The 17,834-nt window shown below is 44.5% G+C and carries 17 protein-coding genes and 1 pseudogene; 8 read left to right on the top strand and 10 right to left on the bottom strand.

The annotated features are described in order from the left end of the window. Window positions 1-48 precede the first annotated feature (48 nt). On the bottom strand, window positions 49-726 hold the full coding sequence (locus QUA80_RS16185; RefSeq protein WP_333426109.1) for a hypothetical protein: 678 nt from the start codon (window positions 724-726) through the stop codon (window positions 49-51). A gap of 427 nt (window positions 727-1,153) precedes the next feature. Here QUA80_RS16185 and QUA80_RS16180 point away from each other — a divergent pair, with 427 nt between their 5' ends. Beyond that, window positions 1,154-1,633 (top strand): hypothetical protein, encoded by a 480-nt coding sequence (locus QUA80_RS16180; protein ID WP_333426108.1) that lies wholly within the window; start codon window positions 1,154-1,156, stop codon window positions 1,631-1,633. 133 nt (window positions 1,634-1,766) lie between these two features. On the opposite strand, the gene QUA80_RS16175 is transcribed toward QUA80_RS16180, so the two are convergent. After that, window positions 1,767-2,270, bottom strand: a complete 504-nt coding sequence (locus QUA80_RS16175; RefSeq protein ID WP_333426106.1) for a hypothetical protein — start codon at window positions 2,268-2,270, stop codon at window positions 1,767-1,769. A gap of 444 nt (window positions 2,271-2,714) precedes the next feature. On the opposite strand from QUA80_RS16175, the gene aroA reads away from it, so the two are divergent. Together aroA and QUA80_RS16165 are read left to right on the top strand one after the other, a co-directional pair. Continuing rightward, a complete protein-coding gene (aroA, locus tag QUA80_RS16170) occupies window positions 2,715-4,070 on the top strand; it encodes a 3-phosphoshikimate 1-carboxyvinyltransferase (protein WP_333426104.1) in 1,356 nt (451 codons plus the stop codon). 18 nt (window positions 4,071-4,088) lie between these two features. After that, the gene (locus tag QUA80_RS16165; protein ID WP_445302247.1) at window positions 4,089-4,769 is read left to right on the top strand and encodes an RNA-guided endonuclease TnpB family protein; all 681 of its coding nucleotides are present in this window, start codon (window positions 4,089-4,091) and stop codon (window positions 4,767-4,769) included. A gap of 88 nt (window positions 4,770-4,857) precedes the next feature. Here the strand turns inward: QUA80_RS16165 and QUA80_RS16160 are convergent, their stop codons facing one another. Together QUA80_RS16160 and QUA80_RS16155 are read right to left on the bottom strand one after the other, a co-directional pair. Next, entirely contained in the window at window positions 4,858-5,295 is a 438-nt protein-coding gene (locus tag QUA80_RS16160; RefSeq protein WP_333426102.1) for a CAAD domain-containing protein, read from the bottom strand. Window positions 5,296-5,491: 196 nt separating this feature from the next. Beyond that, entirely contained in the window at window positions 5,492-6,499 is a 1,008-nt protein-coding gene (locus tag QUA80_RS16155; RefSeq protein ID WP_333426100.1) for a 2-hydroxyacid dehydrogenase, read from the bottom strand. A gap of 244 nt (window positions 6,500-6,743) precedes the next feature. On the opposite strand from QUA80_RS16155, the gene QUA80_RS16150 reads away from it, so the two are divergent. Beyond that, window positions 6,744-7,748 carry an ion transporter gene (locus tag QUA80_RS16150; protein ID WP_333426098.1) on the top strand — a complete coding sequence of 335 codons (1,005 nt, stop codon included), beginning with the start codon at window positions 6,744-6,746 and terminating at the stop codon, window positions 7,746-7,748. A gap of 260 nt (window positions 7,749-8,008) precedes the next feature. Here QUA80_RS16150 and QUA80_RS16145 read toward each other — a convergent pair whose 3' ends face one another. From QUA80_RS16145 to QUA80_RS16125, 5 genes are all read right to left on the bottom strand, one after another. Further along, on the bottom strand, window positions 8,009-8,743 hold the full coding sequence (locus QUA80_RS16145) for an ABC transporter ATP-binding protein (RefSeq protein ID WP_333426096.1): 735 nt from the start codon (window positions 8,741-8,743) through the stop codon (window positions 8,009-8,011). Between the two features lie 161 nt (window positions 8,744-8,904). Beyond that, window positions 8,905-9,582: an energy-coupling factor transporter transmembrane protein EcfT gene (locus tag QUA80_RS16140; RefSeq protein ID WP_333426094.1), complete on the bottom strand. Its 678-nt coding sequence runs from the start codon at window positions 9,580-9,582 to the stop codon at window positions 8,905-8,907. After that, window positions 9,575-10,504, bottom strand: a complete 930-nt coding sequence (locus QUA80_RS16135) for an energy-coupling factor ABC transporter permease (RefSeq protein ID WP_333426092.1) — start codon at window positions 10,502-10,504, stop codon at window positions 9,575-9,577. Before QUA80_RS16135 ends, QUA80_RS16140 begins: the two co-directional genes overlap by 8 nt. A gap of 493 nt (window positions 10,505-10,997) precedes the next feature. Next, complete coding sequence (locus QUA80_RS16130; protein ID WP_333426090.1) at window positions 10,998-11,228, bottom strand: transposase; 231 nt, start codon at window positions 11,226-11,228, stop codon at window positions 10,998-11,000. Between the two features lie 236 nt (window positions 11,229-11,464). Next, complete coding sequence (locus QUA80_RS16125) at window positions 11,465-11,566, bottom strand: transposase (protein ID WP_333426088.1); 102 nt, start codon at window positions 11,564-11,566, stop codon at window positions 11,465-11,467. A 955-nt stretch (window positions 11,567-12,521) separates the two neighbouring features. Here QUA80_RS16125 and QUA80_RS16120 point away from each other — a divergent pair. The 3 genes from QUA80_RS16120 (at window position 12,522) to QUA80_RS16110 (ending at window position 14,884) form a co-directional block, all read left to right on the top strand. Then, window positions 12,522-13,052, top strand: a complete 531-nt coding sequence (locus QUA80_RS16120) for a hypothetical protein (RefSeq protein ID WP_333426086.1) — start codon at window positions 12,522-12,524, stop codon at window positions 13,050-13,052. Beyond that, window positions 13,049-13,834 (top strand): exodeoxyribonuclease III, encoded by a 786-nt coding sequence (xth, locus tag QUA80_RS16115; RefSeq protein WP_333426084.1) that lies wholly within the window; start codon window positions 13,049-13,051, stop codon window positions 13,832-13,834. The genes QUA80_RS16120 and xth overlap by 4 nt, the downstream gene beginning before the upstream one ends. A 174-nt stretch (window positions 13,835-14,008) precedes the next feature. Beyond that, complete coding sequence (locus QUA80_RS16110; RefSeq protein WP_333426082.1) at window positions 14,009-14,884, top strand: SDR family oxidoreductase; 876 nt, start codon at window positions 14,009-14,011, stop codon at window positions 14,882-14,884. A gap of 165 nt (window positions 14,885-15,049) precedes the next feature. On the opposite strand, the pseudogene QUA80_RS16105 reads toward QUA80_RS16110, so the two are convergent. Next, window positions 15,050-15,895: pseudogene (locus QUA80_RS16105) on the bottom strand (EAL domain-containing protein). A gap of 1,114 nt (window positions 15,896-17,009) precedes the next feature. Here QUA80_RS16105 and QUA80_RS16100 point away from each other — a divergent pair. Further along, entirely contained in the window at window positions 17,010-17,798 is a 789-nt protein-coding gene (locus tag QUA80_RS16100) for a hypothetical protein (RefSeq protein ID WP_333426080.1), read from the top strand. Window positions 17,799-17,834: the final 36 nt, after the last annotated feature.

The raw sequence follows: 17,834 nt of genomic DNA, 5'->3' as shown, positions 1-17,834 counted from the left end.
TCGTATAAACCGGGTTTCTTGATATATTTTGGCGAATACCGGAGGAACTCAATCTTTGGGATAAAATCGCTTGTTTTCTATAGAATATTCCCAGGCGATCGCCTCTGGGTCTTTTTCGCGGCTCCACTCAGCAAACTCCGGCTTAAGTTTCCACTTGCCGATCGTAGTTGCGTGAACTTTGAACCTGCGGGAGAGTTCCGTTTGGGTAAAAGAGATTTTGGGCTTTTCAGGAGTTTTGGTTTGAGCAATGGGGAATAAATTTGGTTTTTTATCTTGTGCTTTTTCCCGATTAGTGGGAGGCTCTTGAACAGCTATTCCCGCATTAGGTGTTTCGCTTTGATTGACAGGTGGAGCTATTTGAAAATAATACAAAATTCCGCCTTGTTCCGTCACCTCAAAATCCGCTGCAAATTCAAATGCTCGTTCGTCGAGATACTCTTGAACCTTTTCTCCGGGGAGTTTCGCATTCATCGCCAAATCCAAAGCGGTAACTCGCCCTTGATTTTCCTTGATCAACTTGTAGAAAACCGAGTCTAAATGAGCGAGTTTGTGTTTTTGCTGCTGCTGGTAGAGCCTGCAAGCCCAAGCAATGCCCGCTGTGGTGGCGATCGCCCAAAACATCCTTCCCGACTCGAAACTGGCAACCGCCGTCAAGGAAATAGGCAAAAGCAGGGTAAGATATCCCCAAATGCTTCCCTTTTTTAGGTTATTGCTGTTTTTGACCATAGTTCCCAAACAGGTACGTAGTTTAGCTTAGTAGAGCGTGTCTGAATGCCGCGAAAGTTTTTCGACAGTCGATATATCGATCGGCCCGCTGACACACCCAAAAACGGATACTGTGCCGCGTACACTCGCCTTGTGGACAATCCCTAATTTTAGACCAAAGTTCCAGCTCCTTTGATTCTATGTCGCAAGTAAATCGACAATCGAAAATCGAGTAAAGTTTTTCGACAGTCGATATATCGATCGGCCCGCTGACACACCCAAAAACGGATACTGTGCCGCGTACACTCGCCTTGTGGACAATCCCTAATTTTAGACCAAAGTTCCAGCTCCTTTGATTCTATGTCGCAAGTAAATCGACAATCGAAAATCGAGTGACGCACTCTACGACAAAATCCCAGAATCTACTTTTTTTTGCAACCGAGGATTCATGTACTTTTTTCACAAACAGATTGCCATCTTGCTGATAGTTTTTGCTTGCTGTACGCTGACGATTAGTTGCAGCGATAGCCGAGCTGTCCAGTGTACTAAATTTACTGAAATTGTCAACAAAGGCAACGCTCTCATTGATGTTGATAAAGACAGCAACGATGCTGCGACGACCGACAATTTAGCTAAAAATTTGAACCTGATAGCGAATGACCTTGAGGATCTGCGAATAACAGATCCAACCCTCAAAGAAATTCAGCAGTCATCGGTTAAATCCTTCCAGCAAATTAGTCAAGCACTCGGCGACATAAGCAAAAGCCTTCAGGCTGGAAATCTCGCTTCTACAAGTATAGAAGGTCGAGAGCAAATACAAACAGCTCAAGCAGATATTATTAGAGCCGGACAGCAGGCGTATCAAGCAGCCGCCAATCAAGACGCTTTGACTAGCAAACTGATTAATTATTGTAAGAGCGATCGCTAAAGGCTGAGAGTTTTGAGTTTTGAGATTGCTTTGCGGAGCGCCAACAGCGCACAGGGGGTAAATGAGCTTGAGGAATGCGTCGCCTTCACTTAGCATATACCCCTTTCCCATTACCCCTTTCCAATTACCCAGTTTAGTGATGAATTTCTAGATTCAAAATATAGCGACCGAGTTGTACTTTCTCCGACCACAATTCGTATTCTAACCGCAAGTGTTCCGGTTCCGGCTTTCCTGTCAGCGTCAAATTGCGGGTGAAGTTGCGCAGCCGCAACTGTTCGGGAGTCGCCAGCGAGTTACCCTGAAGCCAATAACGACTCAAGCCGTACATTCCTCGCTCCCAGCAGTGTCGGTAACTGTATTTGCCGTTTCCTTGCATGGTCATAATGACTCGATAGGGCGAAACTTCTAGCCATAGCAAGCGGGGTTTTGTAGTTAAGGGCAAGATTGTAACTTGCTCGCCAGATTCGTCGGAGTCGTCGGAAAATTGACGATCGATGATGGCTGGTTCATGCAACAACAAGTGAAAGCGATCGCGGTCTTTTTGATAAAGCGTACCAGCGGTTTCAACAACTGACCACAATGGTAAATCTGTGGATACCAGCGATAAACTTACAGGCTTGCGGTGGTGCGTCAGCATAAACAAAAGTTTAGGAGTTATTGTGAATTGGGCGGTTTGAGATTTGAAATTTTAGGCTTGAGATTTTAGATTTTAGATTAGCTGGGTTCCAAATTCCGGAGCTTTTGCTTAAAAAAATGAAAAATCTACAACTTCCAATCGAAAATCTAAAAGGGTTCACTCAAAATTCAATTATCTGGTCGATAACTGAGAGCGGGAGATGAAATCTAAGCAGATACACGGATAATATTTGTGAAATTAATGTGAAATTAATGTGAAATCCGTGCGTTTCTGTCCGTCCTCCCCTGTCGCCGACAAGTGACAGCGGAGTCTCCGGGCGAGTTTAATCCGCGTTTGAGTTAACCGGACACATTGGGAAAAACCCGCAGGCAGTACAAAAGACGACTGACTTAGGACTGGGAAAAAGGTAGGATAGCTAACGCCATCCAATCCTAGTTTATCTCAATGCAAGCTGACATTATAACTACTTCGCTTCTTGACAAAAGCCAAACTTTAAGAATTCAAAAACCTGCCTCGGGCTTGTCACTGGTGGGGAGGATTCGAGTTCCGGGCGATAAGTCGATTTCTCACCGAGCTTTGATGTTGGGTGCGATCGCCCGAGGTGAAACTACAATTGAGGGACTGCTGCTAGGAGAAGACCCCCGCAGCACGGCTAAATGTTTCTCGCTCTTGGGAGCCAAAGTTTGTGAACTCAACGCGGAACGGGTGACAGTCACGGGTGTCGGAATTGGCGAGTTAGAGGAGCCTGTGGAAGTCTTGGATGCGGGCAATTCCGGCACGACGATGCGGCTGATGTTGGGAATTTTAGCGTCTCATCCGGGGCGTTTTTATGCGGTAACGGGTGACAGTTCTCTGCGATCGCGCCCCATGTCGCGCGTCATTAAACCGCTGCAACAAATGGGAGCGCAAATTTGGGGTCGAAAAAGCAATTCTTTAGCTCCTTTAGCGATACTGGGACAGCAGTTAAAACCGATTCACTACCATTCTCCGATCGCCTCGGCTCAAGTTAAATCTTGCATTTTGCTCGCCGGTTTGATGGCAAGCGGAGAAACTACAGTCACAGAACCGGCTCTGTCGCGGGATCACAGCGAGCGGATGCTGCGGGCGTTTGGAGCCCAATTGAGCGTCGATCCAGAAACTTGCAGCGTGACAGTTACTGGGCCGACACAACTGCAAGGGCAGAATGTGATTGTACCGGGGGATATTAGTTCGGCGGCATTTTGGCTAGTTGCTGGGGCGATCGTTCCGGGTTCGGAACTCGTAGTCGAAAATGTCGGCGTCAACCCAACTCGTACAGGGATTTTGGAAGCTTTGGAAATGATGGGCGCCGACATTGAACTGCAAAATCAGCGAGAGGCAGCCGGAGAACCTGTAGCGGATATTTTGGTTCGCAGTTCCGGCCAATTGCGGGGATGCACCATTGCGGGCGACTTAATTCCCCGGCTGATTGACGAAATTCCGATTTTGGCAGTAGCGGCGGTCTTTGCCTCCGGTACTACAATAATTCGAGATGCGGCTGAGTTGCGCGTCAAAGAGAGCGATCGGCTGGCCGTGACTGCTGCGGAACTCAACCGCATGGGAGCTCAAATTTCCGAGTTACCCGACGGTTTAGAAATTACCGGGGGAACTCCTTTAACTGGCGCGGATGTTGACAGCTACACCGACCACAGAATAGCAATGAGTTTGGCGATCGCAGCCCTCAACGCCACAGGTATTACTAACATTCACCGGGCAGAAGCTGCTGCCATTTCCTACCCCGACTTTACCGCCACTTTACAACAAGTTTGCCATCCAAATTGAGAGCGGGAGAGTGGGAGAGTGGGAGAGGGGGAGACGGAGAGTGGGAGAGCTAGGAGTCCGAGATTTGGAGAGGGGAGAGCGGGAAAAATCCTCTTTCTTCCTTCTTCCCTCTTCCCTCTTCCTTCAATATCTGTCAATGATGGTATCAAGACATCTAAATACCCTAATCCTAAGCATTTAGCAAAATACGAGCGCAACCTCAAACGAAAACAGCAAAAACTAGCCAGAAAGGAAAAAGGAAGCAAGTCGAGAGATCGAGCCAGGACACTGGCTGCTACGGTTTATGAACGAATCAGCAATGTCCGTCAAGACTACTTGCATCAGCTATCCAGAAAGCTTGTTGACGATAACCAAGTCATCGCAGTCGAAAACCTTCACGTTAAGGGCATGGTTCGCAACCACAAACTTGCCTTAGCAATTTCTGATTTAGGTTGGGGAATATTTGTCAATTTCTGGCATTACAAGCTAGATCGCGAAGGTAAAGTGTTAGTAGAGATTGACCGACGGTTCCCTAGCTCGAAACTCTGCTCAAATTGCCACTATCAGGTGAGTGAAATCCCATTAGACGTTAGGAGATGGACTTGTCCTAATTGCGATACTCATCACGATAGGGATGGAAATGCCTCAATAAATATCACAGCAGAAGGAATCAGAATGCTATCGGTCTGGGAAGGACTTCTGCTGATGGAGGGGATGTGAGCCCGAAACTGGGACGTAAATCCAAGTTGACGCAATCCCCGTTGAAGTCAGAAACTCACGCTGTACCTTTATGTCAGCGCTGGGTAGTTCACGAATCTTTACCTACAACTTGTTCTTTTAAAGAATCTATTTCCGTTAACAACTCTTGGCGGGTAGAAGCCTTGAGCAGATAGCGATAAACAAACCAGCCCGTATATCCCATACCAATCAACTCAAGAATTGGAGCCACCAAAGGGACATCATTAACAGCATCTAAAACTCCCAGCATTACCTTAATACTAATACCGCCTGCCAGGATTAAACCAACAGTTATGAGGGGCTTTTGGTAGTCAGCAAAAAAATTAGAGAGATAGGCTGGAAGTTCCGACAAAATTGTAATAACTTGGTCTTTAATATCTTGGAACTGGCTGGTCGGTGTTTCTGTGGTTGTCACTGTAGTCATGACCCCCGGTTTTTCCTCCACCAGGTCTACTGTGACGACTTCAGTCATTGTTTGTGTCTCGTCCGAAAAGTTAGCTTGTGTCATTGGATACTTCCTCCGTTGTCAGGTAAAATTGCAGGCTGTGAATTGCTGCTAGTATAATTCTCCGGCAATTAGCACAGCATCCGTGCTGCCGGGACTAATTGATGAGACTAAGGCAGAGTTTCACAAATTGCAAGCAAAAATAACGATATGACTTGATTTTAAACAATTGCCTTCGCTGCCAAATCGGTCTTTTGACTCATTTTTTCACTCGATCGAGGTCGATTTGATTAGGGCATGGGCGTCCTTGTTCAAAGTTGGTGATATTGGCGATCGTGGTTTCGGCGATATTTTTTAAAGCTTCCTCGGTGAAAAAAGCTTGATGTCCGGTAATCAGGACGTTGGGAAAAGTCAGCAAACGTTGAAAAACGTCGTCTTGGATGACGTGATTTGACAAATCCTCAAAAAACAGATCCGTCTCTTGTTCGTAAACATCTAAACCGAGGTAGCTAATTATACCAGACTTTAGTGCTTTGGTAACAGCTTTAGTGTCAATCAACTGACCGCGGCTGGTATTGATCAGCATCATCCCCGGTTTCATTTGCCCGATCGCCTCTGCACCGATCAAATGGTAAGTTTCCGGTATCAGCGGACAGTGGAGGCTGACAATATCAGAGGCGGCGAACAGTTCTGGGAGTGGGACGTATTCCATCCCCAGGGCGAGGCAATCTGGGCTTTGGAAAACATCGTATCCCAGCAGTCGGCACCCGAATCCGTGCAAAATTTTGGCAGTAATTTCGCCAATTCTGCCAGTTCCGACGATTCCCACAGTTTTGCCGTGGAGGTCAAAACCCAACAGACCGTCTAGGGCGAAATTGCCTTCGCGGACGCGGTTGTAGGCGCGGTGGATTTTGCGGTTGAGGGACAACATCAAAGCGACTGTATGTTCCGCGACGGCGTAGGGAGAATAAGCAGGAACTCGGAGTATAGTTAGGTCTAAATCCCTTGCTGCTGCTAAATCGACGTGGTTGAATCCAGCCGATCTCAGGGCCAGTAAGCGGACGCCTTTTTCGGCGATCGCCTGCAGCGTTTTCGCGTCCAAGCAGTCGTTAACAAACGCGCAGACGGCCGGAAATCCAGCGGCCAAAATGCTGGTTTCTAGGGTCAGATGCGGTTCAAAAAAAACCAAGTCGTGTTGACCGCCGACATTGGCTGCTGTCAGAAAAGTGCGATCGTAGGATTTGGTATTAAATACGGCTACCTTCATGCTTTTTGCCTGCAAACCCAGTAATAGGTGGAAATTCTTTTCAGATTAACTCTCAATTTTAGTAGAACGCCGTTGCCTCAAACAACCCAGTTTCCACGATCGATATTGAGTTTCGCAACGATAGCATCTCTGAAGGAACCAGATTTTTAGCCCTAGGGCAAATACTGCTTAATTTTTTGAATCTAATTGCTTAGACTGTAGTAAGGCGCGATCGTTAATTGTTCATTTTTTAGGAGAAACTCAGATGCCCAAACAAATCAAAACTCAGATCTATGAAATTTTAGAAAAATCCGACATCGGCAATTTCTACAGTTTAGCAGACGATATTGTTATCACTGGTTTAATTGTAATCAACGTCGCAGCTTTTATTGCTTCTACTTCACCCGTATTGTCGCAAGAACAAAAGTTAATTTTGGAAAATATCGAAATTGTTTCATCCTTAGTATTTACCATAGAATATCTTTTGAGGCTGTGGGTGTGTACGGTCGATAGCAGATACAGCCACCCGCTTTGGGGAAGATTGAGATACGGTCTTACACCGCTAAGTCTGATCGATTTAATTTCAATCCTACCCTTTTACTCATTGCTATTATTTCCTCATTTAAGCTTCGTTAATTTAATTCGCCTACTGCGCTTGTTGCGTTTGCTAAAAATGAGCCGTTATTCAGAGTCACTCAGAACTCTGGGAACAGTATTGTACGCTAAAAAAGAGGAGTTAATTGCCACTGCATTTGCAGTTTTTATTCTGTTAATATTTGCCTCTAGCGTCATGTATTTTGTTGAAAACGAGGCGCATCCAGAAACTTTTGCGAGCATCCCCGATGCAATGTGGTGGGGAGTTGTGACATTAACTACTGTCGGTTACGGTGATATTTATCCAATCACTCCTTTAGGGAAGTTTTTAGGAGCAATATTAGCATTTTTGGGGATCGGAATTTTTGCGTTACCTGCGGGGCTCATTGCTGCGGGTTTTTCCGAGGAAGTCCAAAGGAGAAAGCAGGAAAAAATGGCGGCAAATTTACAGCAATCTGCTAACGATCGATCGGTCAAAATGCTGGCGGAAATCGAGGCCGCGTTTCAACAAAACCAAAGTGCGATCGCGCTTCACATCGAAAGTTCATCCGAGTTGATGAAAATCTGTGTTTTAACGGCGAAAGAGAAGTTAGGAAATGATTTTCAAAATGAAGAAATTCTTCGCGATTTAGCTATTCATTTTTATAATGAAGCAGTTCGCAAATTCGAGCTTTAATTACAGATATATATGACCTGTGATTGCGACCGAAGTGTTAGCGCAGAGCAAGCCGAGGGAAAGCAATCACTTGCAGTTATGACAATCAAGCATCCAGGATACAAGCCCCCGGATTCATCCGTCCAGAAATAAAAAACTTGTATCCGATAAAGGAACCCCCAAATTTATCCGTGAGGTGAATGCTTCAAATCTAAAATCTAAAATCTAAAATCTAAAAGCGATTGACCGCTTTGTGTACAGCAGTAATGACTAATAGCTAATTACCAATCAGGCGGCAAATTGTAATATTCAAGAGTCGATCGATCTTTTAGCAACTCTTGCGTTTCTCGATCGACCTGAATCTGACCGTCAGCCAAAACTAACGCCCTTTGAGTCGTTTTCCCGATCCAATTCAAATTGTGGGACGCGATCAAAATTACCTCGATCGGCAATTGGGACAAAACCTCAGCCAAGTGACGCCGCCACGACGGATCGAGTCCGTTAGTCGGCTCATCTAAGATTAAAATTGCCGGCTGTAATGCTAAAATTGCGGCCAAGGCTGCTAACCTTCTTTGACCTCCCGAAAGTTCGTGGGCCGAACGGTTGGCAAATTCTACTAAACCGAATTCGTCTAATAGGGCTAAAGCTCGATCGCGCGCAACTCTCGGAGGCACTCCGTAATTCCGAGGCCCGAACATTACATCCTCTAAAATAGTCGGCATAAATAACTGGTCGTTAGCGTCTTGAAAGCAAAATCCAATCTGCTTGCGCGCCTGCGATAAAGTAGCCTCTTCCAGCTTCTTTCCCTGCACTCTAATCTCGCCGGATTGAGGCATTTTTAATCCGATTAAGTTTTCTAGCAAAGTGCTTTTACCAGCACCTGTCAGGCCGAGTAGAGCAACTCTTTCTCCCGGGTGCAAAGTAAACGAAATTCCCCGCAATACTGGCTTTTGTTCGGGATAGCCAAATACTAAGTCTTGCACTTCGATTGTTGGCGGGGATTTGAGATTAGTCATCCGATTTTAGATTTTAGATTTTAGATTGAATAATTTCTACTCGTTACCAGGGTCTGCCTGGGAACGCAGATTGGGAGGCTCTGCCTCCAATTTCCTTCCACAAGAAGCGAGGCAGAGCAAGAGTGAAATCGGTTCCCAGGTTGTTCGTGGGAACCAGTTAATTACCCATTCCCAATTACCCATTCCCAATTACCGTAAGAAGCTGTTGTTAATCCGGCTACTGTTAAAATTGTTATTGTCAGCCAGAGTCGCTCTTTTGGTGTGGATTTTGAGTCGGCGGGCAAACTTCCTTGATATCCCCGAATTAGCATGGCTGCGTGCACTCTTTCTGCCCGATCGAGACTTCGCAAATAAAGAGCTCCGATCATGGAAGCACTGGCGTAGCGGAGCCATCCTCCGGCGCCGGACAAGCCTCGGAGTTGGGCGGATATTTTCATGCGGTTGACTTCCGTCAGCAGGATTTCTAAGTATTGTCCCGCTAAAAGTACAATCTCTTGCAATCCTGCTGGTAAGGGCAATCCTTTGAGGGCTATTCCGAAACTGTGGGGCGGCAAAGTTAGCAGAAAACTGTTCATGATCAGCAGGCAAATTAGGGAACGCAGCAACAGAAAACTGGCGCGTTCCCAACCTTGGGGCAGCACTAATAAGGAGAGAAAAAGCAATTCTGCTCCCAACAGTTGCGCTAGGGTTCGCGCCGGAGCCCTGAGCCAAAACGACCAAAAAAGTGCGATCGCCCCATAAATTCCCAGCCACAGCCAAGCGCCTGTCTTCAGAAAACCCATGCCAATCACAATTGTGAGAGACACTCGCAATCGAAAAGGTATGGACAGTTTAGACATCTTTAGGTTTTACCACCAACTGAGCAATCCCAAAAGCCGCGCCGAAGCTGAAGGCAGACCCTAAAAGTCCAGCAATGCTAGTACCAATAGGCTGTTCTTCTAATCCTTTAACTGTGTAATCTGCTAAAGGAGTGGGATTTTCGATTGCCACAGCTTCTTTATCTTTAAAGCCGTATTTTTCGGCTACCGCTTCTAACCCGTCAGGCCAACTTGAAGCAAACAGCGAAAGCACCCCGGAAATTAATAAAACTCCGATTACTGGCACTACCCATTTCTGCAATTGTGGCTGTTCTCCCGGCAGTAAATCCGGCCGCACTTTGACGAGATAAGTTAAAACCCCGCCTGTAATTACCCCTTCGCCAATCCCAATTAAAATATGTACGCCTACCATTGCTGGCAATGCGATATTGAGCCCTACTGTTCCAGAAATTGCCAATTGGATCGCCACACAAATCGAAGCAGCCACGACGCTGAGACCGGCGGCGATACCCGCGGCTAAGGGCAAACGATTTCTAGAACCTCCCAAGAGTTGCTGCAACGGCTGCAACAGCCACCAGCCCACCCAAATGCCAACTAGCCCCATGTTAAAAATATTGGCTCCGAGGGCGGTGATGCCTCCGTCGGCAAACAAGACGCTTTGAATTATAAAAACCGTGCTCATCGCCAGAGTTGCCGCCCAAGGGCTGCCCAAAACTACAGATGCCAGCGCCCCTCCCAACAAGTGGCCGCTGGTACCGCCGGCTACCGGAAAGTTGATCATCTGGGCCGCAAACACGAAAGCTGTGGTTAAGCCCATGATTGGGGCTTGCCGCAGTCCAAGACTGGCCCGGGTTCGATTTAGGGCAACTGCGATTGCTGCTGCACTTGCTATGCCGGTGGCAATGGCTACTGGCGGTGAAAGAAAACCATCAGGTATGTGCATCGATCTATCCCAAACGAGAGAACTTCCAACCTTTTAGTCAACTATTTTTTACAAAAATTTACCATCCCCTCTGGGGGTATTGGTGTCGGCGAGCGATCGGGGAATTCGCGGCGGGCGATCGGTCCTTTGATATAGATTACCGCCTCAGGGGCTGAATTTTGGGGAGGAGAAATTTTACATTAAATAATCCTGAAGAATTATTTTGATATTTTACCGACCACCTCCACATAGAAGCTTTTTGATAAAAATTATCAATATTTCTTTACAGATTCAACTGCAAAATTGTATTCACCGTCAAGCTAAAACAAGAATATTAAAAGAATATAAAGAATTATCTGAAAAGCGCTCATTGGTTTTATTTTCAGCTCTTGAGAATAAATAGCATTAAGTTTTTGACAAGCGCAGCAGTGAAATTAGCAGATAGCGAGTCAAAGCCAAAGTATTGCGTGTTCTGGATCTTCCTTACTTAGTAAGCTAAATTTATAGGAAAATGTCAAAAAAGTAAAGCTCGCGTTTCAAAATTGTTAAAATTCCTAAAACCAAATCCACTACGTTTTAAAAGTTTTAAACTGTGATTAATTACCTCAACTATGACCTTTGTTGTTCTTTGTTCAAAATACCCTACTACCTCCGCCAACCACCTTTTGATCCTGGGGACACTCTTTTTATAGTATGGTTCTGCTTTTTGTAACCAATCAATTAGCCCTAATGTTCCTTCTCCCAAACCAAACTATTTTCTAATTAGTTATGAAACTATTCTTTTAATGAGTGCATAATTTCAACTATTGGTAAAGCTGTTTTTGCGTGTAATAATTTTGCTTGTTTTTTGCTAACAAGTTCTGCCTCGCTGTCAGCAATCAATCTATTTACTGCCTTTTGAACTGCTAAATAATTTAATTTATTTTTAAAATTTACTAAGTTTGCTACTTTCTTTTGTTGGTCAACTCTGGCTTAATTTAATTATTCATGAATCATTGTTATAATATGAAATCTATCTACTGTCATCCAGGCATTCGGACATAATTTATTCGACAACCATTTATAAGTATAACTGATATCCATCCTGACTTAAATTTGAGATAATACTTTCTATCCCATCTAAGCATCATTTTTTCTATCTCTGACTGTTTTCTTTCTGGCGTTAAACCTAATAGCTTATGTGTTGATAAATCTACTAACACAACAATTAATTTTTTTTGCTCTTAAACTAAGCTAATTTCATCTATTCCTAATCGGCACAGTTGCTCACGATCAACCTTCATCACACTTTTAGCTACTGTCAAAACCATTAATTTAACTTTTTTGGCTGTTAATGTATTATTAATTGCAACACTCTTGTGCCACAATTAATAATTTATCAGCTAATAGTTTGGGCGTGTTTTTGAGTATTTTTTATGTTTTAAAAAAATTAAAATATTTTACAAATAGGTTCTTTTCAGCATTTATACTTGAATTTTTTAGCTATTTACTTTAAAAATTATTTTCTTTTAATAGTTGGTAAATTTATTTATAACAAAATGCGTTTTATTTGATGAATACGGCGACTTATTTGTCCGCATCGCGGGCAAAATGCTGTTTTATATTTGACAATAACGGATCGAGTAATTGTTTCTTCTGTCTTTAAGCTATCCTCTACGATTACACCAGGTATATTCACTATTTTTGTTATTAATATTTTTAAATTTAACTTAATACTCGCTGTTTCATAAAATTTTAGCATACTAAATACGGAAGAACCGTGAGTTGCTTTTCGGTTTTCAGTGCCGAGACAAACCAGTTAAATCCTTCACGTAACGTCAGCAATTACTCCTATAAGCTTAGTTTATTTTTCCGACAATTAATCCACCCTACTTAGCAAGGGGGGCTGAATAGAATATTTACGATCGCACCGCTGTCTCATCATCCTCGATGATATCCAAACCATTTTCAGCAGGGAACAACTCGCAGGAAATTACCAACCTGGATATGAAAATTACGGCGCATTCTTCAAACAAATAACAGAATCATCCCACAACAGTTGCCTCATCCTCCTGATTTGGGAAAAACCCAGAGAAATCGCCGCCTTAGAAGGCGAAAACCGCCCCTGCAAATCGCTGCAACTCAACGGTTTAGGCCCGGAAGCACAAGAAATATTAGAGAAAAAGGATTAGCAGAACCGGAGAAATGGTCAGAATTAATCGACCTTTACCGAGGCCATCCATCCTGGTTAAATGTAGTTGCCACATTGATTCAAGACTTGTGCGGCGGTAGCGTTTCCGAATTCCTCTCCTATGATACCCTATTCTTAGGTGACTTAGAATCTATCCTACACCAGCATTTCGATCGCCTAACCGCATCCGAACAACAAGCTATGGGTTGGCTAGCAAGTACCCCCGAACCAGCAGACATCTCAAAAATACCAGAAAACCTGCAACTATCACCCCCCGAACTCTTGAAAGTCATGCAATCTTTAGGACGACGGTCATTAGTTGAAACAGTAAAACAAAACGGGCGATCGCACTTTACGATCTGGCCAGTAATCAGAGAGTATATAACCAACAAAAAATGAAAATCGCCACCTGGAACGTCAACTCAATTCGCACCCGCCTCGAACACGTTATTACCTGGCTGCAAGCCAACTCCCCAGACATTCTCTGCGTGCAAGAAACCAAAGTTACCGACAAAGACTTCCCCCTAGAACCCTTCATTAACCTCGGCTACAACTGCTACATTTCCGGTCAAAAATCCTACAACGGCGTCGCCATTCTCAGCCGATCGCCCCTAACGCAAATCAGCAGCGGATTTGCCCCAATCCTCGGCGACGAAACCGCAGGTATTTTTGACGAACAAAAACGCCTCATAGCCGGAATGATCGACGATATTTGCATCATTTGCGTATACGTTCCCAACGGTTCCGAAGTTGGCAGCGAGAAATATGAGTACAAACTAAAATGGCTCAAACTGCTGCAAGAATACCTCAAAATAGCACTAGACAAATCCTCTAAATTGTGCATTTGCGGCGACTTCAACATCGTCCCGGACGATCGAGATATCCACAATCCCAAAGCCAATGCTAACTCCGTCGGCTTGTCTGTTCCCGAGCGCCTCGCGCTAACAGAAATCATAGAATTAGGATTAAACGACCCCTTTCGCAAATTCACCGCAGAAGGCGGTCATTATAGCTGGTGGGACTACCGCGCCGCCGCATTTCCCCGCAACAACGGCTGGAGAATCGACCACCATTATCTCAGCTTTCCCCTGTACGAACAAGCAAAAAACTGTACAATAGATATTGCTCCCAGAAAATTAATCAAACCCAGCGACCACGCCCCCGTAATTGTCGAAATTTGATTTATAAGTTATAAGGTTAATAACAATTGACATCTTGCCCCATTCTCAATAAATCTTGGAGGGGCGGGCAGGATGCCCACACCACAATAATAAAATTAACTCTTTGTGGAACAGGCATCTTGCCTGTTCTTGAGAAATGTGCAAGATGTAAGTAACAACCAACAACTAAACATCATGTTCTTAGTAACCGGAGCAACAGGCGCACTAGGTCGCCGAATTGTACGAGAAATCAGACAGCAAGAGAAGCCTGTCCGCGCATTCGTTCGCCTCGCATCTCGCTACTCAGAACTAGAAAACCGAGGCGCCGAGATTTTTATAGGCGACTTAAAACAAGACAAAGATATTAAAAAAGCCTGCCAAGGAGTGCAATACATCATCAGCACCCACGGAACCGGCGGCGACGTTCAAGCAGTACACTACCGCGCTAACATAGAATTGATAGACTGTGCTAAAGAAGCAAGAGTGCAGCACTTTGTCTTTGTTTCGGTACTGGGAGTCGATCGAGGATACGAAGATTCCGCAGTATTTAAAGCCAAGCGAGAAGTTGAAAAATACCTGCAAAACAGCGGATTAAATTATACCATTTTGCGGCCGGCTGGTTTTGCTTCGAGTTTGGTGCCGCTAGCAGAAAGATTTCGAGAAACCGGACTTTACCTGCTGATTGGCGATGGCAAAAACCGCACATCTGTTGTCAGTACCGACGACTTGGCAAGGATTGCCGCAAACTCGCCAACAGTCGAAGGTGCGCGCAACCAAATTTTACCAGTCGGCGGCCCGGATGTGCTGACGAGAGACGACATTGCCCGCATTTTTGGACGCTTGTTCAAGCGCGAACCGATACTCATCAACCCGCCATTGGTTGTGTTTGACGGCTTGCGAAATGCCGTGGGTTTATTCAACCCTCAAGCTCAAAAAGGCTTGGGAACTTTGCGGGTATTGTTGGGTAATGAATTTTTTTGCACTCCTGAAGAAGTGCAAAACTTGGAATCAATCTACGGCATGAGAATGGAATCATTAGAAAGTTTTCTGCGACGCAATTTGAGTGTTTAAAGTGCTGGTTATTCTCGTTACCAGGCTCTGCCTGGTAATGAAGATCCGGAGGCTCTGCCTCCAAATTGTTGTCTGATTTTAATGGAGGCAGAGCCTCCTGATATGCGTCCCCAGGCAGAGCCTGGGAACGAGCAAATGTAGCGCCAAATCGCAACTGGAAATTATTTAAGCAGAAATAGGTAGTGGTTCAGCACCAATATAGTTCGTAACTGCGATCGGTGGAGAAGTTGGCTTCGCAATCAAATAACCTTGAACAAAAGTTGCTCCCCGTTCCCGCACCCACTCCAACTCCTCCACAGTTTCCACACCTTCGGCAACAGTTTTAATTTCTAATTTACAGGCAATTTCTAACATCTTTTCCGTAATTAGTGCCTTATAATAATCTTGATGGACATTGCGAATCAATTCCATATCCAATTTAATAAAATCAGGACGCAACTGGTGCATTAAGTTTAAATTAGAAGAACCGCTGCCAAAATCGTCCAGGGCAATTAAAAACCCAGCTTCTCGGTAAAACTCAAGAATCCTAATCAGGTGAGCAATATCTGGAGGGTGCCGAGATTCCGCCACCTCAAAAACAATATTGCTGTGAGGAATTCCGGATTCATCAATAGCGTTCACCGTCCTTCGCAGACAGGTAGCCGGATCGTAAACAGAAGTCGGCGAAAAATTCATAAAAAGTAGTTCCTTCATCTAGTGTACCTTGGCTTCTTGGATAGCGCGAGTCCGGGCTAAAGCATCTAGTTGAAAAATTATACCCGCTGATTCTGCTTGGGCAAAAATGCGACCCGCAGGAATTAAGTTGCCCTGCTCGTCAATTCCTCGGAGCAGCGCTTCCTGGGCAAAAATTTTAGAAGGTTCAGAGGTATAAACAATGGGCTGAAAATGCGTAGTAATGCGTTCTTGGGACAATAAATCTAACAGCCAATCAGACTTGCTGAAGTTAATAAAAGAGCCTAATGAAGTGCTGCGATAAAAATCGCTAAGTTTTGGCTGTTCAACTTCGCGCATCCACAAAACTTTTGTTTCTTTCAACTCTTGATTTGTCAGCGCCGATGATGCTAGGGCGCTAAACTTTTCTTTCGCTATTCCTTCAAGCATAATGTACAAACACTTGCTCTCTTCTAAAAGCAGGAATTCAAGTTTAGCCTTGGTCAGTGCAGAAATAACCTTGTTCAGCGTGTGCGATACTGGAAACCACAGGTATAGACCTCCCCTGCCCTCTATTTTTTCAGGTATTGTTTCGCAGCCAGAGCAGGAGCCGAAGGCTTTGCCACTTCTTTGCATTGGAATATCGTCCAGTTTGTGAGTTGAGTTTAGGAATACTAGGAAATATTTTTTATTATAAGCTCATTCAGCTATTAATACATATATCTCAAGATGTAAATCTTAAGCAACTTGTATTTAAGAATAATTGCAGTATTTATACTTGCCTCTGGTTTCAAACCTTGGTTAAATTGCTCGGCATTGACCGCGTAGGTGTCATTAAAGATTATCCCAAATCCTCACAGAGGGAGAAGGCAAAGACTTGTTCTTTACTATCTACTGCTGATTTGATTCTTTACGTTTTATTCTCTAATTGCTTTTTCAAAAATAGCAGGTACAGTTAATTTTTTTTCCACATGGGAATTAAAAGGACAATGGGCCCGACAAATGTCAGCCGCACTACAAATATACACAGCCGGTCGATCGCCCCAAACAAACTCAGCTCCTGCAGAATATCCGATTTAATTTGAAAATCGGGATGACAGGATTTGAATTAACCTCTCGGAACTATTCTACCACTTTCCGCCATCCTAGCCCATTTTTTCGCTCGATCCAGGCAACATATCTCGCGCCTGAGCGAAAACTGAGCAGCCTGCTGTATCCTTTCACAGTAAGCGACTCAGCACTATGGAGGATTGAGCGAAAACTGAGCGAAAAATCTAGTTCAGTCACACTCAGCACATCCGCTGACTACCTTATTGGGTATGACCGGATTTTGGACTACTTCAAGCAAGCACAGAAAAAATGCCCCAAAGGGGTAGGACTGAAGAAGGACAGTAAGGCTAAGGGGTCTTGGATCGCCCTTCAGTTCAGGCTAGGTGACAAGCGGGTCAACAAAACCTGTGGGTGCTACCTCACAATGCAGGGCATCACTGATGCCTTAAATAAAGCTCACTTGGTTGCTACCGCCCTAGAATCGTTCTCTAGTAAAACTCAATTTTTAAGCTGGTATGATGATATTATTTTGCAAAAAAACATCATCAAGAACGACTTGATGACGTTCGGGGAGGCGATTACAAAAGTAGAGAAAGAATACTGGGATGGACGCACTAAACGCCGCCAACAGCGTGACAGAAGCAATATTAGTCAGCAGCGGTCTTGGAATGTAGTTTACGGCCACTATTACAAACTGTTACCCCAGAACACGGTTGTCAATTTGGCAGATATTCTGTCGGCAGTTAGCAGCAAAAAAAAAGGAACTAAATGCTTCAAAAACTGCTTGTGCGCCATGCGTAACCTCGCCGAAACAATTCAGAACACTGACTTGCTCAATCGCCTTAAAGAAGTTGACGGTACGCAGACAGAGTTTAGACAAGACCTTCAATCTATCTCAGTTAATGAATTCTTGAAACTTCGCGAGGAAATTTTAACAGTTCCTGATGACAAACGATACCATTTAGAGTCGCGCAAGCGGTGGATGTGGGTGCTGTCAATGCAAGTTGTGTACGGCTTTCGGGTTCACGAGGTCTTTGCCGTTCAGAACATCGACAAACCGTTTACAGCAAAGGATGGCGTTATTATCCCGGCACTGATTGAGCCAAACAATATAAAAATGATTGCTGTAGTGGGTGATAAAACGTTGTTAGACACGACAACCAAAACAGGCTGGGTGCATCTCACTTTTGCGAATCTGTCACAAAAGGGTTAAAATTAAAAAGCTAGTAAAATCGCCAAAAAAGATGAG

This window comes from Microcoleus sp. F4-D5, from assembly GCF_036704885.1.
Lineage (GTDB): Bacteria > Cyanobacteriota > Cyanobacteriia > Cyanobacteriales > Microcoleaceae > Microcoleus.
The sequence above is the reverse complement of the archived record's forward strand: the minus strand, read 5'-3'. Positions and strand labels throughout refer to the sequence as shown.